The organism is Limisphaera sp. 4302-co (assembly GCF_049537155.1).
Classification (GTDB): domain Bacteria; phylum Verrucomicrobiota; class Verrucomicrobiia; order Limisphaerales; family Limisphaeraceae; genus Limisphaera.
The window spans coordinates 235,976-261,793 of the sequence record NZ_JBMVQZ010000003.1 but is presented as its reverse complement, the minus strand read 5'-3'; the positions used below and the strand labels follow the sequence as shown (position 1 = coordinate 261,793).

At 66.2% G+C, this 25,818-nt stretch carries 19 protein-coding genes and 1 pseudogene; 13 read left to right on the top strand and 7 right to left on the bottom strand.

Going from position 1 to position 25,818, the window contains the following annotated elements; all coding sequences use genetic code 11:
• The first annotated feature begins 128 nt into the window (after nucleotides 1–128).
• Complete coding sequence (locus ACPDIX_RS04915; protein ID WP_423430667.1) at nucleotides 129–1,691, top strand: hypothetical protein; 1,563 nt, start codon at nucleotides 129–131, stop codon at nucleotides 1,689–1,691.
• Nucleotides 1,692–1,899: 208 nt separating this feature from the next.
• On the opposite strand, the gene ACPDIX_RS04910 is transcribed toward ACPDIX_RS04915, so the two are convergent.
• The gene (locus tag ACPDIX_RS04910) at nucleotides 1,900–2,133 is read right to left on the bottom strand and encodes a hypothetical protein (protein WP_423430666.1); all 234 of its coding nucleotides are present in this window, start codon (nucleotides 2,131–2,133) and stop codon (nucleotides 1,900–1,902) included.
• A gap of 580 nt (nucleotides 2,134–2,713) precedes the next feature.
• Here ACPDIX_RS04910 and ACPDIX_RS04905 point away from each other — a divergent pair.
• Complete coding sequence (locus ACPDIX_RS04905) at nucleotides 2,714–2,893, top strand: CPXCG motif-containing cysteine-rich protein (protein WP_423430665.1); 180 nt, start codon at nucleotides 2,714–2,716, stop codon at nucleotides 2,891–2,893.
• A gap of 15 nt (nucleotides 2,894–2,908) precedes the next feature.
• Nucleotides 2,909–3,202, top strand: coding sequence for a TMEM14 family protein (locus tag ACPDIX_RS04900; protein ID WP_423430664.1), 294 nt, complete (start codon nucleotides 2,909–2,911; stop codon nucleotides 3,200–3,202).
• Nucleotides 3,203–3,493: 291 nt separating this feature from the next.
• Here the strand turns inward: ACPDIX_RS04900 and metX are convergent, their stop codons facing one another.
• The 3 genes from metX to ACPDIX_RS04885 all read right to left on the bottom strand — a co-directional run bounded on the left by metX (nucleotide 3,494) and on the right by ACPDIX_RS04885 (nucleotide 7,878).
• A complete protein-coding gene (gene metX, locus ACPDIX_RS04895) occupies nucleotides 3,494–4,645 on the bottom strand; it encodes a homoserine O-acetyltransferase MetX (RefSeq protein WP_423430663.1) in 1,152 nt (383 codons plus the stop codon).
• A 63-nt stretch (nucleotides 4,646–4,708) separates the two neighbouring features.
• A complete protein-coding gene (locus ACPDIX_RS04890; protein WP_423430662.1) occupies nucleotides 4,709–5,998 on the bottom strand; it encodes an O-acetylhomoserine aminocarboxypropyltransferase/cysteine synthase family protein in 1,290 nt (429 codons plus the stop codon).
• Between the two features lie 1,142 nt (nucleotides 5,999–7,140).
• Complete coding sequence (locus ACPDIX_RS04885) at nucleotides 7,141–7,878, bottom strand: PEP-CTERM sorting domain-containing protein (protein ID WP_423430661.1); 738 nt, start codon at nucleotides 7,876–7,878, stop codon at nucleotides 7,141–7,143.
• Nucleotides 7,879–9,147: 1,269 nt separating this feature from the next.
• Between ACPDIX_RS04885 and ACPDIX_RS04880 the strand changes: the two genes are divergently transcribed.
• Entirely contained in the window at nucleotides 9,148–9,675 is a 528-nt protein-coding gene (locus tag ACPDIX_RS04880; RefSeq protein ID WP_423430660.1) for an S-adenosylmethionine decarboxylase family protein, read from the top strand.
• 3 nt (nucleotides 9,676–9,678) lie between these two features.
• Nucleotides 9,679–10,770, top strand: coding sequence for a bis-aminopropyl spermidine synthase family protein (locus ACPDIX_RS04875; RefSeq protein ID WP_423430659.1), 1,092 nt, complete (start codon nucleotides 9,679–9,681; stop codon nucleotides 10,768–10,770).
• 67 nt (nucleotides 10,771–10,837) lie between these two features.
• Here ACPDIX_RS04875 and ACPDIX_RS04870 read toward each other — a convergent pair whose 3' ends face one another.
• The gene (locus ACPDIX_RS04870; RefSeq protein WP_423430658.1) at nucleotides 10,838–12,451 is read right to left on the bottom strand and encodes a glycoside hydrolase; all 1,614 of its coding nucleotides are present in this window, start codon (nucleotides 12,449–12,451) and stop codon (nucleotides 10,838–10,840) included.
• A 175-nt stretch (nucleotides 12,452–12,626) separates the two neighbouring features.
• Here ACPDIX_RS04870 and ACPDIX_RS04865 point away from each other — a divergent pair, with 175 nt between their 5' ends.
• The gene (locus ACPDIX_RS04865; protein WP_423430657.1) at nucleotides 12,627–15,395 is read left to right on the top strand and encodes a glycoside hydrolase family 95 protein; all 2,769 of its coding nucleotides are present in this window, start codon (nucleotides 12,627–12,629) and stop codon (nucleotides 15,393–15,395) included.
• Between the two features lie 158 nt (nucleotides 15,396–15,553).
• On the opposite strand, the gene ACPDIX_RS04860 is transcribed toward ACPDIX_RS04865, so the two are convergent.
• Complete coding sequence (locus tag ACPDIX_RS04860) at nucleotides 15,554–16,177, bottom strand: dihydroxy-acid dehydratase (RefSeq protein WP_423430761.1); 624 nt, start codon at nucleotides 16,175–16,177, stop codon at nucleotides 15,554–15,556.
• Between the two features lie 528 nt (nucleotides 16,178–16,705).
• Nucleotides 16,706–17,818, bottom strand: a pseudogene (locus ACPDIX_RS04855) (dihydroxy-acid dehydratase); the annotation flags it as partial.
• A gap of 181 nt (nucleotides 17,819–17,999) precedes the next feature.
• Here ACPDIX_RS04855 and ACPDIX_RS04850 point away from each other — a divergent pair.
• From ACPDIX_RS04850 to kdsA, 7 genes are all read left to right on the top strand, one after another.
• Complete coding sequence (locus ACPDIX_RS04850; RefSeq protein WP_423430656.1) at nucleotides 18,000–18,791, top strand: response regulator; 792 nt, start codon at nucleotides 18,000–18,002, stop codon at nucleotides 18,789–18,791.
• A gap of 98 nt (nucleotides 18,792–18,889) precedes the next feature.
• Nucleotides 18,890–19,522 carry a prepilin-type N-terminal cleavage/methylation domain-containing protein gene (locus tag ACPDIX_RS04845; RefSeq protein WP_423430655.1) on the top strand — a complete coding sequence of 211 codons (633 nt, stop codon included), beginning with the start codon at nucleotides 18,890–18,892 and terminating at the stop codon, nucleotides 19,520–19,522.
• A 3-nt stretch (nucleotides 19,523–19,525) separates the two neighbouring features.
• On the top strand, nucleotides 19,526–20,704 hold the full coding sequence (locus tag ACPDIX_RS04840; RefSeq protein ID WP_423430654.1) for a B-box zinc finger protein: 1,179 nt from the start codon (nucleotides 19,526–19,528) through the stop codon (nucleotides 20,702–20,704).
• Nucleotides 20,682–21,581, top strand: coding sequence for a hypothetical protein (locus tag ACPDIX_RS04835; protein ID WP_423430653.1), 900 nt, complete (start codon nucleotides 20,682–20,684; stop codon nucleotides 21,579–21,581). Before ACPDIX_RS04840 ends, ACPDIX_RS04835 begins: the two co-directional genes overlap by 23 nt.
• Before the next feature lie 612 nt (nucleotides 21,582–22,193).
• Nucleotides 22,194–24,005, top strand: coding sequence for an RNA polymerase sigma factor RpoD (gene rpoD, locus ACPDIX_RS04830; RefSeq protein WP_423430652.1), 1,812 nt, complete (start codon nucleotides 22,194–22,196; stop codon nucleotides 24,003–24,005).
• A 75-nt stretch (nucleotides 24,006–24,080) separates the two neighbouring features.
• Entirely contained in the window at nucleotides 24,081–24,761 is a 681-nt protein-coding gene (locus tag ACPDIX_RS04825; RefSeq protein WP_423430651.1) for a metal-dependent hydrolase, read from the top strand.
• Between the two features lie 180 nt (nucleotides 24,762–24,941).
• Nucleotides 24,942–25,757: a 3-deoxy-8-phosphooctulonate synthase gene (gene kdsA / locus ACPDIX_RS04820; protein ID WP_423430650.1), complete on the top strand. Its 816-nt coding sequence runs from the start codon at nucleotides 24,942–24,944 to the stop codon at nucleotides 25,755–25,757.
• Nucleotides 25,758–25,818 lie beyond the last annotated feature (61 nt).

Here is a 25,818-nt window from a genome sequence, read left to right as displayed (position 1 = left end):
GGAGAGGGCCTTCGGCGGCGGGGAGAAAGACCGGGTGCCGTGCCCGCGAGGTTCGTGAAGTTCGGGTCTGGCGCGGGGCGTGCCCGGGCTCCATCATCGGTAGGGAAGCTGATTCGGTGAATGGGGACATGAGCCGGTTGAACCATAGCTGGCGATTCTTTCGCGCGGGCGGCGTTTGTCAGGTGCGTCTGGACAGCGGCGCAGACCTGCTTGCACTGGACCAGTTGGACCAGACGCTGTGGATGGCTCTGGCATGTCCGGTGGAAGGCCTGGCCTTCGACCGGCGGACGTTGGCCCTGCTGGACGCGGATGGCGATGGGCGCATTCGGGCCCCCGATGTGATCGCCGCGGTCCGGTGGGTCGCCCGGCGGCTGAAACATCCGGATGACCTGCTCAAGCATACGGACTTCGTGCCGCTGGATGCGTTGGATGACAGCACGCCGGAGGGCGGGACGCTTCGGGCTGCGGCGCTCAAGGTGCTTGCCAGTCTGGGCAAGCCGGATGCGACCGGCATCTGTCTGGCGGATGTTGAGGATCTGGAGCGGATCCTGGCCGGGACGAAGCTCAATGGCGACGGTGTGATTGTGCCGGAGACCGCGGCGGATGAGGCCACGCGGTCGTTGATCGAGGAGATCCTCTCGTGCACGGGCACGGTGAAGGATCGCTCCGGTCGCGCAGGTGTGGACGAGGCGCTGGTGAAGAGGTTTTTCGCCGAGTGCGCCGCCTGGGAGGCATGGATCCGGGAGGGCGAGACGCGTACGGCCGAGCTGTGGCCGTTGGGCGAAAAGACGGACGCGGCGGTGGCGGCCTGGTCGGCGGTGCGCGCCAAGGTGGACGATTATTTCCAACGGTGTCGGCTCGTGGCTTTCGATCCGCAGGCTCATGCCCAGTTGAATCCCGGCCCGGCTTCGTACCAGGCGCTGGGCGGGGCGAATCTGGCCGAGCTGCCGGATTCGGTGCGCGCGCTGCCGCTGGCGCGCGTGGCACCGGGCAGGCCCCTGCCCTTGCGGGAAGGTGTGAACCCGGCGTGGGTGGAGCCGATCCGGGAACTGGACCGAAGGGTGGTACGACCGCTGCTGGGCGAACGGACCGAATTGACCGAGGAGGACTGGGTGAGGGTGTGTGAGCAGCTGGGCCCGGCGGCGGCCTGGCGCGCGGCGAGACCTGTGACCTCCGTGGAGAAGCTCGGCATCCGGCGCGTGCGCGAGATCCTGGCGGGGCGAGGGCGGGAAGAGTTGCGACGGCTCATCGCGCTGGATCGGGCCGAGGAACCCGCGGTGCAAGCGATTCGGGACCTGGAAAAGCTGTTGCGGTTTCACCGGGATCTGCACCTGTTCTGCCAGAACTTCGTCAATTTCCGGGATTTCTACGATCGGGGCGAGCCTGCGATTTTTCAGTTTGGCACGCTGTATCTGGACCAGCGGGCCTGTTCGCTCTGCCTGCGTGTGGAAGACCCGGCCCGGCACGCCGGCCTGGCCAGTGCCGCCGGGGCGTTTCTGGCCTACTGCGAGTGCGTGCGAAAGGCCACCGGGGAGAAGATGTACATTGTGGCCGCGTTTACTGACGGGGATTCGGATCACCTGGCCGTGGGGCGCAACGGGGTGTTTTACGACCGGCAGGGGCGGGACTGGGACGCGACCATTGTGAGGCTGGTGGAGCACCCCATCAGTCTGCGCGAGGCGTTTTGGTGACCGTACAAGAAGCTGGCCAGATTCGTGGAGGAGCAGGTGGCTCAGCGCGCGGCCGCGACGGAGAAGAACGTGCCCTTGCCGCTGCCGGTGGGCGGCGAACCGGCTGCCGCGGCGAAAAAAGACCGGACTGGGTCGGGCAGACCTGGGCTTGGTGGCGCGCTGGGATTGACGGTGGGGGCCTCGGGCACGGCTTCGGCACGCTGGCCGGCTACATAACCGGGTTCGTGAAGCTGCCGTTTTGGAAGGTATGCGTCGCGCTGGCGGCTTTGATGATGGTGGTTTCGGGCCCGTATGTCGTGCTGGCCTGGTTGAAACTGCGAAAACGGAACCTGGGACCTTTGCTGGACGCCAACGGTTGGGCGTTGAACACCCGGGCGCGGATCAACGTGCCGTTTGGGACCTCGCTGACACGGGTGGGCAAGGTCCCGGTGAGCGCTGTCATCGGTGCGGGGGATCCTTTTGCCGAGCGACGGCCGTGGGCCCCCCTGGGTGTCTGCCTTGGTTCTGGTGGTTTGCTTCCTCTACAGCCTTTTCAACAGCCACGGTTGGATTCATCGGTGGACGGGAGGGCGTTGGGGCCAGCTGCCTCCCACGGTGCAGGGCCGGGCCGCAGCCAAGGGCGGTTCGCCTGCGGCGGGCGGGGCGGCCTCTGCGGCCCAAGGCGCCCCGGGGCCGCTTCAACCGACCGGACCGGCCGCACACGCCTCCGGTTCCGGGACGACCGGCGTACCTGCTGGCCAACCGTGAGAGATCCGGGACCGTGGCAGGAGCCCATGCCACCGGCGGCTGGGGCATGCGCCTGTGACGGACCCGCGCCGGATCTCCCGGCGAGTTTCGAGGAGCTCGGGTTCGGGTTGCCTGAGGCCGTCGGCCGGGGGTGGCTCGGGGGCGCCACCGGGATGATGGAAGATCACCGGGCCGGTCTCCGCGTGACCGGGCAGGCCCGGCAGGGTCATCCGAAGTTGGCGTGGATCTGCCCGAGGTGGCCCTTGCCTTTTCGGAGCCCGGGCGTAGGGTTCGGCATGGAAGTGACCCAAACAGTGACCTGCCCCCATTGCGGCCAGAAATTCGATCTGGTCATCGACACCAGCGAGGGATTCCAGCGATTCGACACCGACTGCGAGATCTGTTGCCGGCCGTTGGAGGTGGTGGTGGAGTGCGAGCCGGGGCTCATCATCAGTCTGGACGTCGTGCCCCAATGACGTAGAGTGGGGCCGATGACACCGGATCGGGTGCTGTGGGTTTACATCGTGCTGCTGGTGGTGGGCGGTCTGGTTGGCTGGCTCAAGGCCGGCAGCAAGGTGTCGCTGGTGGTGTCCGTGCTGTTTGCCGCCGCGCTGAGCGCGTGTGCGCTGGGGTGGCTACAGCTTCCACTGGGGCCTGATCTTCTGTTGGTTGCCCTGTTGCTGGTCTTCGGCTGGCGCCTGTTGAAGAGCAAGAAATTCATGCCGTCCGGTCTGATGCTGGCACTGACCGTGGTGGCGCTGGCGCTGCGGCACTGGCGTTGGTGAAAATGCCGGGCTGCTGACTTTCCTCCGGGGCCGGCGCTTGGCTGGCTGGTTGCCGGATCCGCGCGGCGATGGTTGCACGCGCAGGCAGGCCCTTGACCGCGCTTGGAGCGGGGCCGAAGCGGCTTCCCGGCCGGGTCGGGAGGAGTCCTTCACTTGTCAGAGGCTTGTTGGTGACCATGCCCGGCGCGTGCAGGACAAGCGCGCCTCCCTCCCGAGCGTGTCCGCGGTTCGTGGTCGCGGGATGGTCGGGTCCGCGGGTCGGGGTGGGTGTCCATGCCGGCGGGGCTGGGCTCAGGAACCCAGTTCCTGTTGGAGATGCGGCGTGTACAGGCGGGGTTCGAGCAGGAACGAATCATGTCCCTTCTCGGAGTGCACCGTGATCCAGATGCAGGGGACGTGGGCCCGTTTGAGCAACTGCACCAGTTTCTCCTGTTCCGACCTGGGGAAAGAGAGGTCGGAATCGATGCTGAAGACGAGGTACTTCTGGCCGCGACAACGTTCGAAGGCGGCGGACAGGTCGGGTGCCCCGGCCTCGGCTGCCAGGTCGAACCATTGCCAGGCGTCCAGGATGCGGAGGTAGCTGTTGGCATCGAACCGCTTCACGAATTTCAGCCCCTGGTGGAGCATGTAGGATTCCACCGGGTGATTCATTTCGTACCAGCCGTGCGGGGGCTTGTGGGGCACGATCTCGCTGCGGGCCCGTTCGCTGAGCATCTCCAGGGAGACGAAGGTCTTGTGTGCGATACGGCGGGCCAGGGCCAGGCCGGTCTCCGGCGGGGGGCCGTCGTAGTAGTTGCCGCCCCGGAAGTTGGGGTCGCTCTCGATGGCGGTGATCTGTTCGAAGTTGATGATGCGATGGTAGATGGTGGTTTCCGGGCCCGTCCCGATGGGCACGACCACCCGGACGCGGTCGGGATAACGCGTGGCCAGGGTGAGCGCCAGGAAACCTCCGATGGAGGCTCCGATGACCGCGTGCAGCTGGCGCACGCCCAGCTCGTCCAGCAACCGGATCTGCGAATCCACGATGTCGCACATCCGGAGGACGGGGAAGTCGGCTGCCCAACGGCGTCCGGTCTTCGGGTTGATGGAGGCCGGTCCGGTGGAGCCGTAGCAGCCGCCGAGGTAATTGACACACAGCACGCAAAACACACGGGTGTCCAACGCCTTGCCCGGCCCGATGAAGGCGTCCCACCAGCCGATGTGATTTTCCTCGGTCCAGCGTCCGTCCAGACCGGGCACGTGCGGATTGTACCCGGCGGCGTGCTGGCTGCCGGTCATGGCATGGAAGAGGAGGATGACGTTGGAACGGTCCGAGTTCATCCGGCCGTACATTTCGTAGGCCAGCGTGAAATCATCCAATTCGCCACCCACGCGCAGTCGCAGGGGGTTCTTGCGGCTGCGGAACCGGATGAACTGGGTTTTGACTCGCGTCAGTTTCTGCATCGCACAGGAATGCCGGCGGGCGGGCGGCGGGGCCTGTCGGGCGTGCCCCGTGCGCCGGCCCGGTCAGGCGGCCGACTTCTGCAAGGCCTGGTCGAGGTCGGCCAGAATATCATCAATATGCTCGAGCCCCACGCACAAGCGCACCAGATCGGGAGTGATCCCGCCGGCCCGTTGCTGTTCCTCCGTCAGTTGCGAATGGGTGGTGGTGGCGGGGTGGATGGCCAGGGACTTGGCGTCGCCCATGTTGGCGAGGTGGGAGAACAGGCGCAGGCTGTCGATGAACTTTTGTCCGGCCTGGCGGCCGCCCTTGATGCCAAAGACCACCATGGCTCCGCCCATGCCGCGAAGGTATTTCTGATTCCGGGCGTATTCGGGGTCGTCCGGCAGGCCCGGATACCGCACCCAGCAAACGCGGGGATGTTCCTTGAGCCAGCGGGCCACCGCGAGGGCATTGGCGCAGTGGCGTTCCATGCGGAGCGGCAGCGTTTCGATGCCCTGCAGGAACATCCAGCTGTTGTCGGGCGAGATGCAGGCGCCCAGATTGCGCAAGGGCACCGTACGCATCCGAAGGATGTAGGCCAGCGGCTGCAACGGTTCGGGCAGATCCAGCCCCCAGCGCAGTCCGTGGTAACTGGTGTCCGGCACGGTGTACAGGGGGTGTTTGCCGGCGGCCCAGGGAAACCGGCCGCTGTCCACCACGATCCCGCCGATGCCGGTGCCGTGTCCGCCCAACCATTTCGTGAGCGAATGGACCACGATGTCCGCGCCAAAATCCAGCGGCCGCGTCAGGTAGGGCGTGCTGGCCGTGGCGTCCACGATCAACGGCAGGCCGTGCGCGTGAGCGATCCCGGCCACGGCCTCCAGGTCCGTGACATCCAGTGCGGGATTGGACAGCGTCTCGCAAAACAGGGCACGGGTGCGGTCATCAATGGCGGCGGCAAAGTTCTCGGGCCGGGTGGAGTCCACGAACTTCACCTGGATCCCCAGCGTGGGCAGGATGTCGTTGAACATCGTGTAGGTGCCGCCGTAGAGGTTGCGCGCGGAGACGATGTTGTCGCCGGCCTGGGCGAGGTTGATGATCGAGTAAAAGACCGCGCTGGTTCCGGAGGCCAGGGCCAACCCTCCCAGTTCGGGCGCCCCTTCGAGCAGGGCCACCCGCTTTTCCAGCACCTCCGTGGTGGGGTTCATGATGCGGGTGTAGATGTTGCCCAGCTCTTTCAGGGCGAAGAGGTTTGCCGCGTGCTCGGTGTTCCGGAACACGTACGACGAGGTCCGGTGCACCGGCACGCCCCGCGCCAGCGTGACCGGATCCGGTTGGGTGCCGCCGTGCAAACAAAGCGTCTCCAGCTTCATAGGAGCGCGAGCTTACTCCAGCGGACCCCCTCAGGCAACGGCGCGGCCCGGCCTGATCCCCCAGGGGCGGGCACGGATCGTACGGATCGCCGGGCGGCCTGGGGTCGGCCCCGCAGGCGGTTCAGAAGACGGTCACTTGTGAAAGGGTAGCGCGCACCCGGTGCGACCGCCGGATGATTGGCACGATGCCCGGCCACCCGGGCCAGGGGGGCGGCTCCGGGAATGCGGCCGCGGCTTGGAAGGGGAGTGTGGGCCTTTGTCTGCGCCCGACACCGCCGGCGACCAGGCGGGTGCCCGTGGGTTGCTGCGGCAGAATGTGCCATGCGCCGTGGAGAGCCGAATCCATTCACCCGCGTGCGCACCGCGGGCCTGCGCCAAACCGGCGCGCAGAAAAGCCGGCCGGTACCCGCTTGCACTGATACGGAGGGGCACGAATGCCTCCCGGCCAACCCGGGTCTTCCAGCCCGGGCCCCTCGGCGCAGGTGGACGGCTGAAGACAATGCGAGACCCGCGTCCGATCGGTCTGCGGCAGCTTGGCGTTGCTCCGAACGAACGCCCCGACGCTGCTCGTGTCGATTGGACCCCTGCCGGGAGCGGTTGGTTCCCTGAGCGCTTTTTCGGTTGCGGCGTTCGATCCGCGTGGAGGTTCCCCGGAGAAACGGTTGCGCCCGACTTGCCTCGGACACGACAGTTCGCCTTTCTCAGCCGGCCGAAGCTCCTCCATTTGACGGCGGAGCCCCTGCAAAAAGGCAAAGCATGGGAGCGACGATGAACGGGACCTCCCCGGTTCGCAGACCAGGACTTTCCGTGCGGATCATGATGCCTGCAGCTCATTCGGTGTGAGGGTGAGGGTGGTCTCCGTTCTTCCGCTGGTGGCGGTGCCCGGGCGCGTGGGTGCGCTCGGAGCGGCTGAGGGGTCGTCTCACGCGGCAGGTGGGAAGGCTGCGGCAGGTGCCTTGTGCGGCTGGATGAAGGCGGCCGGGCATTGGCTTGGTCACCGGGGCACGGACACCGCGTGTGGGGAGACTCTTCCGGCACGGACCCAGCCCTTGGCGGAAGGGCTGGATTCGGCCCGCGTGGAAAAAAGAAGAAGGGCGGAGCCGACCCGGCTCCGCCCTGTGAGCGAGAGTCTGCGGATACGTTCAGGCGTCGCGCCGGCGCAACCCGAGCGCCAGCAGACCGCCCAACGTGAGCAGCGAAAGGCTCGTGGGTTCAGGCACGGCCAGGGCGTAGCCGTCCAGAACGAAGCGGTCTTGTACGCGGCCGTCGGACAAGAGCTCCGGCAAACGCACGTCGATGCGCACGTTCCCGCTGGCATCCGACGTGACTTTGTTCATCAGGACGACGTAGAACCGGGTGTCGCCATTGGGACCTTCCAAAGGCGTGCCCAAATCGGTCGAGTTGTCCACCCAGACCAGACGGCCGAGCACGTCGTCCGAGGTGTCCACGTATTCCCACGTGGTGCCGCTGTCCAGGCTGAACTCGGCACCCCACCGGGCGCGGTTGCTGATGGCATTGGTGGCCGACTGGGGGAACACCCCGTAGACGCGGACGAAATAGTCCGTCAGGGGAGTCAACCCGGTGAGAACGGTGTAGATGGGAACGTCACCTTCGGAGAAACGGCCTTGATAAGCGTTGCCGTCCCAGGCTTTCGGTCCGGGACCGGTGTTGCGATAGCGCCATTCGGGTGTACCGTCGCCGGTTACGACCCAGTCGGTCGCGCTGTCGGTGGTGGCGTTGAAGGTGTTCGGGTTGGCCGAGGAGGGGTGTTGGACCCCGTCAATGACGTCGAAATACGTCCACTGCGCCTGCGCGGTGCTCTGCCCCAGCACCAGCGCGCCCACGAATCCTGCCAGGAAGAGGAGGGATGTTTTTTTCATTGTTCCGCGCTCAGGGTTGTCGGTTTTCTCTTCGGGGTGAGTTCAGGTTTTGCGTCTTGATGTTCTGCGTTCCATCTGCTCGGACCGGTCGGTCGTCCCGGAGCCGGCTCACGACCGCGGTTTGGTTTTCACCCACAGGCAGCATTCCACCTGCGCGTTACAAGGCCTTTCTAGCACCCTCAAGGGACCTGATGAATTCCAAAGCTGTCAAAATCGATTCGAAAAGTGACAACGCGAGCCTGTGCATGTGCCGGCGTCACAGGGTTGGAGCGGTTTGCCTGCGTCGGCAGTTGGTACTGGTTGTCAAGAAGGCCTCTGGTCCGGCTCCGGAAAGGGGTCGGAGACAGCAGGATCTGCCCAATGGCCCGGGCTGGTCGGCTTGGGGATGGGAGGAAACGGGGATGGCGGTGCGGTGTGCAGGGCCCGGGCGAGACGCTGCCGGGGATGGATGCGGTGACCGGACCGTCCGTGGTCGGAGGGATGGGAGACTTCCGATCATGCTGCCGGCCTGGTTTCGCAGGGAAGGTGGGAACCGCGGCGGGCGGGGACTCTTGAGCCAGGGCAAGGTCGTCGTCGGCCGGATGGCCGCAAGGATCTGTTCGTCGGGCTGTTCGGTTGGGGTGTCTTCCCGAGGCTGGTCGGCGTGTTGGTGAGCCCGGGCCCGGGGGGGGCGGCGTGGGCTTCATTGGCTCGGGGCCCGTTGACTTGGACCGATCGCGGGGGCCGCCCTGTCGTGGATCGTCCGGTTTCCGTCTGCGCACCGGCCCGGGTATCCGCATGGAGAGGTCCGGCAGGTGCATCCGGCGGAGACCACGGATCGCCAGGGCGCGCAGGCCGGAGGGAAAGCTGCAGAACGGACAGTTGCTGCGAGGCGGCTCTCGTTGGCCGGAACGACAGTTGCGGGATGGACCTGGTCCTTCCGGCGTCGGCGCGCCGGATCGAGCGGGCCCATCTGCGTCCGGGGCTGGTGAGGCGGGCGGGCTGGCAGTTTTGGTTGTTCATGAGGCAGGCGAAGTTGGAGTTGTGGGCCGCGGTCTGCTGCTGTGCCAGCCACAGGATGTGTGACCCGTGGTTGAAGAACCCTGCGCGACGTGACCAAGGGAGCGGGTTCCCGCTGTTGACCGACCGGCCTTGGCAGGCGGCGACCGGAGCGCCGATTGGCCTGCCGCGGGTTCTGCCAGACCCGGGGTGCTCTGCACGACGTCAAATGACGTTCCCTGGGCGCGTCAGGGGACGGGTGAGGGCAGGTTCCGGCGATGGGCGAGCTGCATGCAGCCATCGCGTGCATGGGCGGGGAACCGTATCCCGGCAGGACCGCCCAATCTGTCCGGGACACGCGGACGCTTTTCTGCTTGTGTGATTGGAGGAGCGAGGTCTTTAGAGTACTGGCTCCGGGTGTGGCATCGCTGCGAAGTGTTGGATGGTCCGATGAAAGCGATGTGCGCAACCAAGCAAAGCAGGCAAATCTTGGCAGACTTCGAAGGATGTGAGTTTGATCTGAGGCAGAAAATGCGTTTGAAGAAGGCCGTGAGGGATCTGCTCGTGCGCAATCGGGTGCACGTTCTCAAGACAAGTGCTCATTGCTTTCCCCATGATGGCATGACGCTGGTTTGCATTCTGGCCGAGTCTCACCTCGCGCTCCATACCTGGCCGGAGAAGGGCCTGGTCAACGTGGATCTGTTTCTATGCAACTATTCCCGCGACAACGCGGACAAGGTGAAAGGGATTGAGGAGGACCTGGTCGAACTGTTGAAACCGAAAAAGGTCAGCCGACATACGGTTATACGACTCAGCTGATCCATGAGCAGCCATCGATTCGATCTGGTGATCGAGGCCGCATCGCAACGATGCGGTGCGCGTGTTCCCAGGCCGGCTTTGGAGCGCGTGCTGTCCCTGCTGCTTGCGGAGCCGTCCGTGTGGGCCTTGTACAGACTCGGCGCGCAGCCCATCAAACAGATCCAGGCCCTGCTGGCTGCCCTGGAAGAGGCCGGGCTGTTGGAATGGGGCGCAGACGGGCCCAGATTGACGAAGGACGGGCTGGCCGTGACGAGGGGAGCCGGTCTGCAGCCATTGGAGGATCCGGGGTGCCCGATGTGCAACGGGCGCGGCATACTGGCCGGTCTGGACCGGTCGGTACAGGAACAATTCTTCGAGATAGCGCGGCATCGCCCGGGCGCGGACAGCCGGTTCGTGCAGGGCTTCGTGACGCCGGAGTCCACGCTTGCGCGGGTACGGCTGGCTATGGCCCGCGGCGATGTGGTGGGCAAAAGCATCCTGGTCCTGGGCGCGGAGGACGATCTGGTCGGTCTGGTGCTGGCGCTGACACGCAAGCCGGCCCACGTGACAGTTGTGGATCTCGACGAGCGGCTTGTGGCATTTGACAATGAGTGGGCCGAGAAACTCCGGTTACCGCTCCAGGCGCATGTGCATGACCTGCGCCATCCGCTTCCGGAGAGCTGGTTGGGGAAGTTTGATACGTTCATCACCGACCCGCCGGAGACTGACCTCGCCATCCGTGGATTCATCCTCAGGGGTGTTGCCGCACTGAGGGAGGCCGGCAGTGCCGGCTATTTCGGGTTCACGTTCCATGACAGTTCCCTGGAAAAGTGGTGGCGCCTCCAGCAGACACTCAACCGGCATCGGCTCGTGCTGACGGACCTCCTGCCCGGTTTCAACCTGTACCAGAACTTTGGCTACCTCGAGCGAACGCCGGCTTACACCGGCCTGCCTCCGCAGCCCCTGCCGCGGGAACCTTGGTTTGTTTCGCACTGGTACAGGGTCGTTGCACTTGACGGGTTCACGGGCGAGAACCCGGACCTGGGCCGGTTCGGGGCCGAGTTTTGCGGAGACGATGAGACCATGACAGATGTGAGGGAAGAGGGGTGTTTGTGAGTTCACCCGGGGCAGACCTGCGATCAAGGGCAGGCCAGGACCAAGGCCGGGCTCCCGGCCTGGTTGCTCATCGGCTGCGGTGCGCCGGGGCGGGCTGCTTTTCTAGCGTGCGCTGGGATCCGGCCAGAACCCAGGTGACGAGACTGAGGGGCGGCAGGGTCCAGGGGTGGCCCGGTTCGAGCGGCGGGCCGGGTTGGAGGTTGGTTTCCGGGTCCGCCGTGGTGAGGTAGGACCGGAAGGTTTGTTCTTCAGCGCCGATGATACGGAGGGTAATGGACACGGGTTGGTCTCTTCGGTTGATGGCCACCACGACGCAGCTTTGCGTTTCGGGGTGCCAGTAGGCCGAGACCCAGGGGCCCTCGGTTTCCTGCGGGTCCGGGGCTTCCGGTGAGGGCCGAATGGCCACGCGACGTGCGCCGGGCCGGACGAATCGCGAGAAATGGCCCAGGGCCCAGAGCAGCTTGGATTCGTACACCTGACCGCCTTCGGGGCTGCGATCCACGTAGATCAGGCCATCCTTGTAGTTGTAGGGGCTGATGGCCAGCCACCACTGCCAGGAGGTGGCCTGGGCGAGTGTGAGGTCATGATGGATCAGTTCCGCGACGAACAGCGCGGGTTCCATTCCGAGGTCCCGACCGGGGCCGCGCAGCCTGCCGTCATCGGCCTCGCCCAGGATGCAGTATTCGCTCATCCAGTAGCGCAGGGGCGGCTGGGTCTGGCGGAGTCGTTGGCCCAATTCCCGCCGGATGTCCCGGGTTCGGTCCCGGGTGTCGGTGGTGCCGTAGCCATGGGCGGCGACAATGGGGGCCACTGCAGGAGTGCGGAGGATGGCGTCGGGCCGGGTTCCGTAGAGTTCCCGCAACTGATCCGAGCAGAGCGGTTCGCCGTCTGTCCGGCGGAGCAGATGGGTGAGGTGGGCGGCCTCGGGAAGGACCAGCCGGACCTTCAGGCCACGTGCCCGGAGTGCCTGTCCCAACACAGGCACCAGGGCGCGGAGTTCCTCGTTGGTCCAGGGGCAACCTTCCTGTCCGTTTCGGCGCGACCAACGCCATTGGGGTTCGTTTACGGGGCTCAAGTAATCGAAGGGGCGGCCGGTTCGTTCGAAATGCTCGCAGACGGTTGCCAGGAAGTCGGCAAATGCCTCGTACCGTTCCGGTGCCAGATTGCTGTAGGCGCTTCCGTCGCCCCAGGCGCGGCCGTTGCGTGTGAGATGGACGGGCGGGCTGTTGACGAAGGCCACCACGGTTTCCACGCCATGTTGACGAGCCGCCTCCAGGAACCATTGTTGCCCCGCCTGCCTGGACCAGTCCCATTGTCCCTGCGCGTCCTGAAAACATTCCGCCCGGCGCCATGGATCCCGGATGCCGCTCGCGGCACCCTGCTCGGCGCTGCCGGCTCCGATGTTGAAGCGCCAGATTGAAAGGCCGATTCCCCGGGGCCGTCCGGAAGGGTCGAAGGCCCGGCTGAACAACCGTTCTGCGATGCGCCGCCTCGCCGGGTCCGGCCACCGGCCGACGAACTGGGCGGCCCAGGCATCGGAAGCGCCAAAACCCTCGATGGTTTGAAATTGCTGGTTCAAATCCACCGTCCAAACCGGCCCGCCGCGGCCGGAGGAATCGGTTTCAGCGGTTTGGCCCGGCCCGGCCAGGCTGGTCGCCAGCAGCACGGCAAAGAGACGCAAGACTCTCCGTCCCCTTGCCGGTTGTTGCCGATATTCCCTGCCGGGCTGCGGGCGCCGGGGCTTGCCTCCGGGGCGATGTGTCACGTCCATCTTGGAAAGGGACGCATGCGTTTGCCGGACTTATTCATTGGCGGCCGCCATTGCCCTCAGCGAGGCCCCGGGCTAGGCTCGGCGCATGCGAATACTCGCCGGCCAACCCTGGAGCTGTTCCGCGGCTCTCTGCGTGTTCCTCACCCTGCCGTTGTCGGCCGGTCAGGGGCAGGTGATTCGGTTCGATCGTCCGGCGTCTGAATGGGTGGAAGCCCTGCCCGTGGGCAACGGAAAACTCGGGGCCATGATCTTCGGCGGGGTTGCCCGCGAGCGTCTCCAACTCAACGAGGATTCCGTCTGGGCGGGCCCGCCGGTTCCGACCAACGCTCCCGATCTGGCGCCCAAGCTGGCCGAGATCCGCAAACTCTTCTTCGAGGGGCGCAACGCCGAGGGACAGGACCGGGTGGCGCGCGAGATCCTGGCACCGCGGATCTCCCCGCGTTCCTACCAACCGTTGGGCGATCTGTGGATCGAGCATCTTGACGGTGCAGGAGCCGGTTCACAGGTTCGGTTGACGCAGTGGCGGCGTTCGCCGGAGGACGCCCGGCTCGAGCCGGAGATGCATCGGCCGGGGTTCGACTCTCCCGGGTGGCAGCCGGCCGAAACGTCCGGCGGGCGGGAGGTTCCGCCCGGCCGGTCCGTGGTCTTTCGAACCGAGTTCGTCCTCACGGCCGAGCAGGTCCGGGCTTCAGACGGCCGGTTTGTCCTTCAACTCGCGCCCGTGGATGACCGGAGCGTGTGGTATCTGGACGGGGTCGAGGTGGGCCGGACGGGGGATTACGCGCGCGCACACCGCCTGCGGTTGCCCGTGTTGCAGCCCGGCACGCACGTTCTGGTGGCTCTTGTGACCAACGAAGGCGGCCCGGGCCACTTTGCTGAAGAGGTGCTCCTTCTGGCCGAGGAGACCGGGGGGCCGGAGTACGATCGCCGCCTGGATCTTCAAACTGCGATCGCCACCACGCAGTACCGCTGGCAGGGACACCGCGTGACGCGCGAGGTGTTTGCCTCCGCACCGGATGAGGTCCTGGCCGGCCGGATCCGCATCGAAGGGCAGGGCGGCTTGCAGCTCCGCTTCCGCCTTGACCGCGCCGCCGATTTCCGCACCCGGGTTGCGGATCCCGACCTGCTTATCATGGAGGGGCGGGCGCAGCACAATGGCCGTCACCTTGGTGTGCGCTGGTTGGCGGCGCTCAAGGTGATCCCGGACGGCGGGCACGTGATCACCGGGACAAACGAGTTGACCGTCCGCGATGCCCGGTCGGTGCGTTTCTTCCTGGCCGCGGCGACCGATTACAACTTCGACGATCCTTACCGGCCACTTTCCAACGATCGGGAAGCGGTGTGCCGGAGCCGGCTCGACCGCGCGGCGGCCCGCTCTTGGGAGGATCTCCGCGAACGGAGCGTGGCCGACCATCGCCGCCTGTTCGACCGGTGCCGGCTGGAGCTGGGTGACACGCCGCCCGATCGCGCCGCGCTGCCCACGCCGGTGCGGTTGGAAGCTTTCCGTCGGGATCCCTCGGACCCCGACCTGGTCGAGACCTATTTCCAGTTCGGTCGATATCTCCTGATTGCGTCGTCCCGGCCCGGCTCGCTGCCGGCCAACCTTCAGGGTTTGTGGAATGAGCATTTGGAGGCTCCTTGGAACGCGGACTATCACATCAACATCAACCTCCAGATGAATTACTGGCCGGCCGAGGTGACCGGGTTGCCGGAACTGACGGAGCCGTTTTTCCGGTTGCTCCAGGGGCTGCGCCGGAGCGGGGGTGAACTGGCCCGGAAACTCGGTTGCCGCGGATTCGCCGCCACGCATACGACCGACGCCTGGCAATGGGCGGCGTTGATTGGCGCGCCGGGTTACGGGATGTGGCCGCTGGGCGCCGCATGGTGTACGGCGCATGCGATGGAACATTACCGGTTCACGGGAGATCGGCGGTTTTTGGAGACCGTGGGCTATCCGTTGTTACGCGAGTCTGCCGCGTTCCTGCTGGACTGGCTTGTGGAAGATCCCGAAACGGGGCTGCTGGTTTCGGGTCCCACCACCTCACCCGAGAACACTTACCTGTACCAAGGGCGCCGGCTCAATCTGGCCATGGGCAATGCCATGGACCAGATGATCATTCGCGAGAACTTCGAGAACCTTCTCGAAGCTGCAAGGATCCTGAACCGGGATGACCCGATGCTGGAGGAGGTCCGCGTGGCGCTTTCCCGGCTCGCCCGACCGCGCATCGGCCCGGATGGCCGGATCCTCGAATGGGGCCGGCCCTACGAGGAAGCCGAGCCCGGTCACCGTCATGTCTCCCACCTTTACGGGCTGCACCCGGCGAATCAGATCAACCCGTGGGACGAACCCGAGTTGTGCGAGGCCGCGCGCAAGGTCCTGGAGCACCGGCTCCGCCACGGTGGTGGTCACACCGGCTGGAGTCGTGCATGGATCATCAACTTTTACGCCCGCTTGCTCGACGGGGACAGGGCTTGGGAAAACCTCGTGGCGCTGCTTCAGAAGTCCACGCTGCCCAATCTGTTCGACACGCACCCGCCTTTCCAGATTGACGGCAATTTCGGCGGATGCGCCGGCATTGCAGAGATGTTGCTGCAGAGTCACGATCGCCGCGGAACGCTGCGGCTGCTGCCGGCGTTGCCCTCGGCCTGGGCTGGCGGCGAGGTTCGCGGATTGCGTGCCCGGGGCGGGTTCGAGGTGGACATCCGCTGGCGCGATCACCGCCCGGAGCGGGTGCGGATCCGCTCCTTGCTCGGCAACCGGTGTCGGGTGGCCTGGGGCGAGAACGTGAGGGAATGGCCCACGCGAGCCGGGGAAGTGATCGAGTTGGACGGGCGACTGGAGCGGCTCCGATGAGGTTCTCAAGCGTGGCCCGAAGACCGTTCCCGGCAGCCACGGGGCAGGGCCCGTCTTTTCCTGCCTTGTGAAAGGGGCCGGCCTGTGTGTCCGGGAGAGCCGGCATGCGGCTTTTGCTCACCTGTGGCGGGTGAGCGGGGCCGGCCGGCGAGCGGGGCTCAGGCCCGGAGGACGGCGCCCTGACTGGCGTTGGTGACGAGTTTCTGGTAGCGGGCCAACCAGCCGGTGAGCTCGCGCCGAACCGGTTGCCAGGAGCGACGCCGTTCTTCCCACTCGGCTTCGGGCACGAGGATGTCCATCCGCCGGTTGGGGAAATCCACCCGGACACGATCGCCCGGCCGCAGCAGGCCGATGGGCCCGCCTTCGGCGGCCTCGGGCGAGACATGTCCGATACAGGCACCTGAGGTGCCGCCGCTGAACCGGCCGTCGGTGATGAGCACGACGTGGTCGCCGAGGCCCATGCCCATGATGTAGCTGGTGGGGGCCAGCATCTCCTGCATGCCGGGGCCACCCCGCGGGCCTTCGTTGCGGATGATCACGACGTCGCCGGGTTTGACCTTCCCCGCCAGGATGCCTGCGCAGGCGTCCTCCTGGCTCTCGAAAATGACGCAGGGTCCTTCGAAGACGAACTCCGGTCCGCACCGGTCCTTGAAGGCCTGGCTGATGCCGGCGGTTTTCACCACTGCGCCCTCCGGGGCCAGTTGCCCGTAGAGGATGGCCAGGCCGCCGTCGGGTGAGTAGGCACGAGCTGGCGACCGGATGCAGTCTGCGGGGTCGAACATGAAGGCCGGGTCGTGGGGCATCAGGCCACCGGGCTTGACCTTGTTGAGTTTTTGGGGCTGGGAGATCCACTCGGCGCGATGGATCATCCACTGATCGAACCGGCGCACGCGGAGCATGGCATGGCGGAGCCGGGTGGTGTCGCGCTGGTACTGCCAGAGCAGCAGGACCGGCTCGTCCTTGAGCTGGGCCAGCTCGGCACGGATCCATCCGCGTGATTCCTGAAGGAGGCGGCCCAGTTCGGTACGCAAGGCGTCAGGGCCGCGGAGTGTGGAGCCGTCGGGCATGCGGAGGGAGGCCCGCGGCGCGAACAAAAGGGGCAGGACGTCGGCGTCTCCGGCGTTCCAGGCTGCGGCGAAGCGCCAGAGGGTGATCGCCAGCGGATCGGCGGGGAAGAAGAGCAGCGGTTTGGGAACGAGGTTGCCCGCGGACGTACGGGCCGCCGGGCCGAGGGGATCGTTGGGGTCCAGGACGAGTGCCGATGCGCCGGAAACCCGGACGGCGCGGGCCCAGGCGCTGCAGGTGGGCGAGCGCAGGTCCCATTCGTCAATGTTTTCCCCCAGTGTCCTGCCGGTCACGGTTTTGCAATCCGGGTGCAGCAGGCCGGCGCGTTTGAGTTCGCCGAGGATGGTGTGGATGCCGCCGGCCCGGTGCACGTCCTGGATGTGGTAATCCGACGAGGGGGAAACCTTGCACAGGCAGGGCACGCGCCGCGAGATCGCGTCAATGCGGCCGATGTCGTAGGGGATGCCCGCTTCGCGGGCGATGGCCAGGGTGTGGAGGATGGTGTTGGTGGAGCCGCCCATGGCGACGTCGAGCGTGATGGCGTTGTCGAAGGCCTCCAGCGTGGCGATGTCACGGGGTTTCAGGTCCCATTCGATGAGTTTGAGGATCTGCCGTGCGGCACGTTCGTAGAGGGCCTCGCGTTCCTTGGAGACGGCCAGGATGGTGCCGTTGCCGGGCAGGGCCAGTCCGAGCGCCTCGCAGAGGCAGTTCATGGAATTGGCGGTGAACATGCCGGAGCAGGAACCGCAGGTCGGACAGGCCACTTGCTCGAGCTGCCGGAGTTGTTCCTCGGTTAGTTGACCGGTTTGAACCCCACCCACGGCCTTGAAGACGGAGATGAGGTCGGCTTTGGCCGTGGCGGGTCGCAGATGGGCGGGCAAGTCACTCTGGTCGTTCGTCTGGGCCACGCCGGCGGCCATGGGACCGCCGCTGACGAAGATCGTGGGGATGTTCAACCGCATGGCCGCCATCAACATGCCGGGCACGATCTTGTCGCAGTTCGGGATGCAGATCATGCCGTCGAAGCAGTGGGCCCGGATCATGGATTCCACGCAGTCGGCGATCAGCTCGCGTGAGGGGAGCGAGTACTTCATGCCGGAGTGGCCCATGGCGATGCCGTCGTCCACGCCGATGGTGTTGAACAGAAAGGGCACGCCGCCGGCCGCCCGGACGAGCCGTTTCATCAGCTGGCCGACCTCGTTGAGGTGGGCGTGTCCGGGGATGCAATCGGTGTAGGAGTTGCAGATGGCGATGAACGGCTTGTCCCAGTCCGCCTCGGATTCGATGACCCCCGTGGCGCGCAGCAGGGCCCGGTGCGGTGCGCGTTCCAACCCGCGTTTGATGATGTCCGATCGCATGTCTCTGCCTGGTTTGTTGTTCCCGCCGGTCGGATGACCGGCCGATGGTTGCGAACGATCAACGTAGGAGCCGGCGGGCTGGTTGTCACGCTTCCGAGTCGTGCGAAGGTCGGGCAAGGCGGCGGCCGGTGGTGGCGAAGTTGGTCGGTTGACAGGCCCGGGTTGTGGGAGTAAGCGGGGGATGATGAAAGCAGCGGAAGCCGGATCGGGGTCGGTGCCGTACCGGGTGCTGGTGGTGGACGAGGCGCCGTTGATGCGGGAGGCGATCCGCTGCTGTCTGGAGCGCGACGGTCGGTTCGCGGTGGTGGGGGAGGCCGGCACGGCGGCGACGGCGCTGGAGTTCGTCTCGAGCCATCGTCCTGCCCTGGTGGTCACAGACCTGGCGTTGCCGGGGCGGAGCGGTCTGGAGTTGATCCGGGATTTGCGGAGCCAGCATCCGGAGGTGCGTGTGCTGGTGTTCACTTTTTGCGACGAGCGGCTGTATGCGGGCCGGGCGTTGCGGGCCGGCGCACGAGGGTTCCTGCACAAACGGGCGGAGGCTCGCACCCTGGTTGCGGCGGCGTGGCAGGTGGTTTCGGGTCGGCTTGCGGTGGAGACGGAGCTGGCGCTGCATCTGGTGGAGGAGCTGATCGGGGGCGAAACGCGGCGCGGCGGGGACATGCAGGCTCTGACGGATCGGGAGCTGGAGGTCCTGCGTTTGCTGGGGCGCGCGCGAACGGTGCGCGAAATCGCCGCCACGTTGCATTTGAGCCCGAAAACGGTCGAAACCCACAAGGTCAACCTGATGCGCAAACTGGGGCTGAAATCGTCGGCGGAGCTGCTCCGGTTTGCGCTGCAATGGGCCGAACAGGAGCTCGTGGGCGGGCCTTTTCCGCGTGTTGCGTCCGTGCCGCAGCGACCGGTGGAAGGAATCGAGACCGCGGCAGTGTCAACCGCCGCCAAGGCGGGGGATGTTTCCCGAAAGCGCTCATGACTTGCAGGACCGCATGGGGACGTGCGTTCGTGCCGGAGCCTTGCCGGCGCGAACCGGTCGGGGCCGCATTCCGATGTTGCCTGGAACTCCGGGGATGGATGAACCACCTGCCGGGTCATGTGCGATCCGCCGGGACGGGGTTCACGCGGGCGGGGTTCAGTGTACTGGAGTTGATGGTCGTTTTGGTCGTGTTCGGAGTTGTGATGTTCCTGATGTGGGGGCCGGTGACGCGCGGTCGGGCGGAGCGGGCACGGGCCGCCTGCGCGGCGCAGCTGATGCAGTTGCATGTGGCGCTGGCGATGTACGCGTTCGACGCCGGAGGCCGGTTCCCCGCCGTTCTGAACGCGCGCAGCAGTGAGGAACCGCTGAGCCTGTTGGTGCCGGGGTACCTCAGCGAGACGCGGTGGTTCGTCTGCCCGGGCAGCCGGGACGCCGCTCCGCCGGCGCGACCGGGTTTTGCCGGAGGACGTGTGAGCTTCGCCTACTACGAGGGTTTGGGAACCAACCGGCCTCCCTCCCAGCCTTTGCTGAGTGACGAACAGGTGAACGGGAAGGCCAAGGGACCGGGTGAGGTGGTGTTTTCCACGGATGGAGGTGCGCCGGCAAACAATCATGGCGACAGCGGGGGCAACGTGTTGTTCCTGGACGGATCGGTGCGTTTCACGCCGCCCCGCGCGGCCTTTTCGCTGCCTCTGCCCGGCGGGGTGCAACTGCTCAACCCGAGGCGATGAACGATGGCGAGGACGGTCAAGGTCCAATGCGGTTGCGGGGCCCGGTTTGCGTTTGAGGTGGAACCTGTGGAGGGCCGCATGCCGGTGCCGGTTCGCTGTCCCGTGTGCGGAACCGACGCGACCGACCAGGCCAACCGGATCCTGGCCACGGAGACGGGCGGAGCATCGGGAGAGGCCGTGGCGAGCGCAGGTTCGAGAACCACCCTGCGCCTGCGCCGGTCCGAAACCCCGGGCGGGACCGGTGAGCCCGCCGCCCGCGAGGTGGACGAGGGAGAAACCGCGCCGCTCCCCTGCCCGCAGCATCCGGGCGAAACGGCCGTGGAACATTGCCGGGTGTGCGGCAAGCCGATCTGTCACCGGTGCATGGAACTGCACGGGTACACCTGCTCGGTGCTGTGCCGGGGTCGGGCGGAACGGGAAGGGATTCCACTGCCGGTTTATGCGGGGGAGCGAAGGATCCGGCAGGCGCGAAAACGCCGGCTTTTGCGGTGGGCGGGCCTGGCGACGGCCGCCGTGGTCTTTGCGTGGCTGGGTTACGCTGCGTGGTGGCGGTGGGTGGGATCCGGCCCGCGGGTGCTTTTCTCGCACTCCGTTTCCACGGATCGGGCGGAGGCCTGGGACTTGGTGGACGGCGATCATTTGCTGAGTTGGACCGGCACGGAGGCCGTGCTGCGGTCGTTGCCCGAGGGCAGGGTGTTGTGGCGCGTGTCGTTCCAGGCTGCCGGGAATGAAGAACTGCCGCAATTGGTGTCCACCCGACCCTGGTTGTGCTGGCTGCAGGGAGGGCGCCTGGAGGCGCGGGATCGCGCAGACGGTCGGGTCCGATGGGCCGTGGAGCTGCCGATGCCCCTGACCCAGGTTCGGTGGAACGATCGCGCGCTGGTGTCGGCCAGTGAACGTCCCGATGGCTCGGCCGAGGTGTGGCGGGTGGATCTGGACACAGGGACAACCTGGCGCCGGACGGTGCCTGCCAGACCGGTGGCCATTCGCCCGGTCTCCCCCGGCGGGGGGCGGTGCCGCACGAACGGCTGCGCGGGTGCCCACGGCCTCGGACGCCAATCGTTGGTTGGAGGAGGAGGAAGCACGAGAGACGCCGCTGCCGCCGCCCCAGCGGTGGTTCGTGCCGGCCGGGGAGGGCGTGGCCGAGTTCCAGTGGTGGATGATGGAACGGAACATCGTTGAACGGGAAGGTATGCGGCCGCGCGAAGGCCGATCCGTGCTGGAAGATGGACAAATGACCGTCGGGCGCAGCTGGCAATCCGTGGGGCAGGCGTTGAATGAGATCGAACGAATCCGATCCGGCGGCGTCGTTCGTGAAGATCGGAGCCGTTACGGGATCCGGCTCTGGCGTTGGCCGGGGGACCCGGCGCAGGCTTGGACCGGGGAAGGAATCGGCCGGCCTTGGTTTGTTTCGCTGCGGACGGTGGACGTGATCGGGGTGGGCACGCACCTGACCGTGTTGGACCGGCAGAACCGTGTTCGCTGGACGGCCACCCTGGCCTTCGACGTGTCCGAGGAAGTTCTGGAGGAAGCCGCTGCCGGCCGCGGCGACGGACCCTGCCTGGAATGGGACGACCGGTTGGTGGTCTTCGACCGCGGCATGTTGACCTGTTTCGATTCACAGACAGGCCGTGTGAACTGGCGCCTGCCCAGTGTGGGGATTCGTCGCGTGGTACCCGACGGCCGGGGGGCGCTGTACGTCAGCTCGACCACCGCCACGGTTGAGGACCTCAAGTATCCGCTCGAAATCCGGCTGTGGGACAAGGCACGTCCCCTGATCCTGAAAGTGGACGCCGGTACCGGCCGGGAGATCTGGCGTCGGGTCGGTTTGGCGGATCGGTGCCATTGGTCGGATCCGGTGCTGTATGCCTGGTGGTTGGCTCGCGGGATGAGCGGGGAGGGGACCTTTTTCCATCTGTACCGTTTGGACCCCGCCGGAGGGCAACCCCGCTGGCATCTGTATGAGGAACGCTGGCCGCGCCGGCTGGCCTTTCAGGGGAGGCGGCTCTTGTTGCAATGGGAGGACGCCATCGAAGTGCGGGAGTTCCGGTACCGCTGACGCGGATGCGCCGGGAGCCGCAATGGCTGGTGATCGGCCAACCTGTTGAACGTGTGCGCGTTCCGCGTGGTCGGGATGCTGAACCGGCGCCGTGCAACCGGGCTTGGGAGGCTTGCCGAGGCAAAATTTACATTGCAAAGCCGGCTGTCCCACTGCTATATTGCGCGTCGCCCGCGGGGCGAAACAAAGGCGGGCGAATCCCGGCCCACACGACAAACAGGAGCGCCCTGATGAGTTGCCGGCGCGGTCCTTGGGTTCTGCGCATCCTGCCACGGAACCAGGCTCGGTGCAGTGCAGAAGGCCAGGAACTTTTGCCTCTGGGGATCGTGATCGGCGGGGTTGACCGAAGGCGCGAACAAGGAAAGGAGCGCGCGCGAGGTGCTGAGGCGGCACCGCGGCGGCGGCTCGGCCGGTGGCGGGCGCATGCGTGAACAGACCGGGCACGGGAACGTCTCAAGGGGTATGGCGACCAAAAAAGTGGCGAGCAAAAAAGGCGAACTGAAGCGGAAGTCGCAAAAGACAGGCAAGGCAGGGAAGACCGGAGCCGGCCGAAAGGCGGCCGGAACCCAGAAGACCGCGTCCAAGGCTTCGGGCGAAAAGCCGGCGCCGAAGATGCGGCGGCGCTTCGTGCTGGGCAGCTTGAAGCGCCGCCCAGCACAGCCGGAGACCGCACCGGCGAACTCGGGCACCCGTCGGGGCACCGCGGCACGAAAATCCGAGCCCACACCCGCTCCATCCGCAGCCTCTGCGGCCCCTCAACCTGAAACCGCCGCCGGGGGCGAGGTGGTCCGGCGCCAGGCCGCCGACATGAACGAGGCCTTGAAGATTCTGCTGCAGTTGGCGCGCGAAAACGGACGGATCACCTACGACGACATCAACGACGTCCTGCCCGACGGCCTGACTCCTGACGAGCTCGACGAGCTGTACACCAAGCTCCGCAACATGGACGTGGAGATCGCCGAGGATGCCGATGCCGACCTCGGGCGCACGGTGGAAGCGGAGGAGGACGAGGAGGACCGCCTGGATGCCCTGGACGATCCGGTCCGCATGTACATGAACCAGATGGGCAAGGTCCCCCTGCTGACCCGCGAACAGGAGATCGAGATCTGCAAGCGCATCGAGGAGGCCGAACTGGAGATGCAGCGCATCATCTACAGCTTCGGCTTTGCCGCCAAGGAGCACATCGCCATCGCGGAAAAGCTGCTGAGCGAACCGCCCAAGGAACGGTTCGACCGCGTGGTGGTGGACAAAAAGGTGGCCAACCGGGAGGGACACCTCCGCGAGCTGCGCAAGCTGGTCAAGACCGTGCGCAACCTGGACCAACAGGTGGACGCCCAATATGCGCTGCTGCAGAAGGCCGCCACCCCGGAGGAAGAGGCCACCGCCCGCGCCGCCTTTGAGAAACTCGACAAGAAACTCCGCTCCTACTTCCCCAAGTTCGCCTACAAACAGAAGGTGCTGGAAGAGATGGTGGTGGTGGCCGGTAACATCCATGAAAAGTTCCAGCAGAGCGTGCGGAACCTGGAGCAGTTGCAGGCGCAGCCGGCCTCGCCCGAGCGGGACGCCGCCGTTCAGGCCGAAAAGGACAAGATCGCCGCACTCGAACTGTTCGTGCGCATGCCGCGCGAGGAGTTTTACAAGGCCTTCGAAGCCCTGAAAAACGCGGCCGACCGGGCGCACCAGGCCAAGACCCACATGGCCGAGGCCAACCTGCGCCTGGTGGTCTCGGTGGCCAAGAAATACACCAACCGCGGCCAGTCGTTCCTGGACCTGATCCAGGAGGGGAACATCGGCCTGATGAAGGGCGTGGAGAAGTTCGAATACCGCCGCGGGTACAAGTTTTCCACCTACGCCATCTGGTGGATCCGGCAGGCCATCACCCGCAGCATCGCTGATCAGGCCCGCACCATCCGCATCCCGGTGCACATGATCGAGACGATGAACAAGCTCTGGCGGGTGCAGAAACAACTCACCCAGGAACTGGGACGGGAACCCACCCCCGAGGAGATCGCCGACGAGATGCACCTGCCGGTCAGCCGGGTCAACAGCCTGCTGAAGATGGCCCAGCAACCCATCTCGCTGCATGCCCCGGTGGGCGACGACGGCGACGTCAGCGTGGGCGATTTCATCGAGGACAAGACCGCCGAAAACCCGCTGGAGGTCACCAGTTACAGTCTCCTGCGCGAGAAACTGGCCGAGGTGCTGGCCACGCTGACCGAGCGGGAACGCAAGATTTTGGAAATGCGGTTCGGTCTGGTGGACGGCTACGAGCGGACCCTGGAGGAGATCGGCAAGATGTACAATGTCACGCGGGAACGGATCCGCCAGATCGAGGCCAAGGCCCTGCGCAAGCTGCGGCATCCGACGCGCCTGCGCCATCTCCAGGGCTTCCTGGAGGGTGCCGAGGAAGAGGCCGCCGCCTGAGCCGTGGCCGCCCGCCGGTGGGGCCGGGCCCTGCCGGTCTGCCGGACCGGAACCGCGCCGGAACGAGGAGGTACCATGAAAGTCACGTACTACGGACACTCCTGTTTTGCAGTGGAAACCGGGGGGCGGACCCTCCTGTTCGATCCCTTCATCACGCCGAACGAACTGGCCAAGGGCATTGACATCAACCGGGTGGAGGCAGATTACATCCTGATTTCCCACGGTCATTTCGACCACATTGCCGACGCGGTCGCCCTGGCCCAGCGGACCGGGGCCACGGTCATCTCCAATTACGAGATCACCGTGTGGCTCGGCCGGCAGGGGGTCCAGCGCACGCATCCCATGAACCACGGCGGAGCCGCCCGGTTCGATTTCGGTCGGGTCAAATACACGCCGGCCGTGCACTCCAGCAGCCTGCCGGATGGTAGCTATGGCGGCAACCCGGGCGGATTCCTGGTGGAGACCGCCCATGGGGCGTTCTACTACGCGGGGGACACCGCGCTGACCTATGACCTGCGCCTGATCGGCGAAAGCACCCGGCTCCGCTTCGCCGCCCTGCCCATCGGTGACAATTTCACCATGGGCGTGGACGACGCCATCAAGGCGGCGGAATTCCTCCGGTGCGACGAAATCCTGGGCGTGCACTACAACACCTTCCCTCCCATTCGCATTGACACAGCCGACGCGGTTCGCCGGTTCAAGGCCGCCCACAAGAACCTCTACCTGTTGCTGCCGGGGGAGAGCCACAACTTCTGACCCGGCCGCCCGGGCCGGGGGAACGGAACCGGCGCCTTCCTGCCACGACGGGCGCCCCATCGGCCGGCCCCTCCACCGGAGGCGATCAGTCCTTTCCGACGAAGGGCCTGTCGCAACGTAACGACCCTTGCCCCGGATTTACAGTCCGCAGCAACCCTGCTAGAAAGACCGGACACGACGATGAACCAGACGCGCTTGTGGAAAACACTGACGGGGCGGCGATCCTTGTTTCTCATCGCCGGGCCATGCGTGATCGAGAGTGAAGAACTGTGCCTGGAGGTGGCCGGCCACCTGAAAAAGGTGTGCCGCCGGCTGGGCATCCCCTACGTCTTCAAAGCCAGCTTCGACAAGGCCAACCGCACCAGCGCCGATTCCTTCCGCGGGCCCGGCCTGACCGCCGGATTGGCCGTGCTCGACCGGGTCCGGACCCGTCTGGACATCCCGGTTCTTACCGACATTCACACCGAGATCCAGGTCAAACCGGCTGCCCAGGTGGTGGACATCCTCCAGATCCCGGCCTTCCTTTGCCGGCAAACCGACCTGGTCCAGACCGCGGCCGCCTCGGGTCGGATCCTGAACCTCAAGAAGGGGCAGTTCCTCTCGCCCATGGAGATGGAGCACGTGGTGGCCAAGGCACGAAAGGCCGGTGGTGAACGACTCCTCCTGACCGAACGCGGCAGCTGTTTCGGATACCAAAACCTGGTGGCCGACATGCGCAGCATCCCCATCCTGCGGCGACTGGGTTGCCCGGTGGTGTTCGATGCCACCCATTCCGTGCAATTGCCGGGCGCCGGCGGGACCGCCTCGGGCGGCCAGCGCGAGTTCGCTCCGGTCCTGGCGCGGGCGGCCGTTGCCGCCGGGGCCGACGGGGTCTTCATCGAAACCCATCCGGAGCCGGACCGCGCGCTCAGTGACGGACCCAACATGATCCCGCTGGCGGCAATGTCGGACCTCTTGCGCACGCTCGTCCGGCTCTTCGAGTGCGTGCGCCGCTGAGCAGGGTTTGACACCGTTCCGCATCCGCGCAATCCGGCGCCGTGTTTGCCCCGGCAGCCCT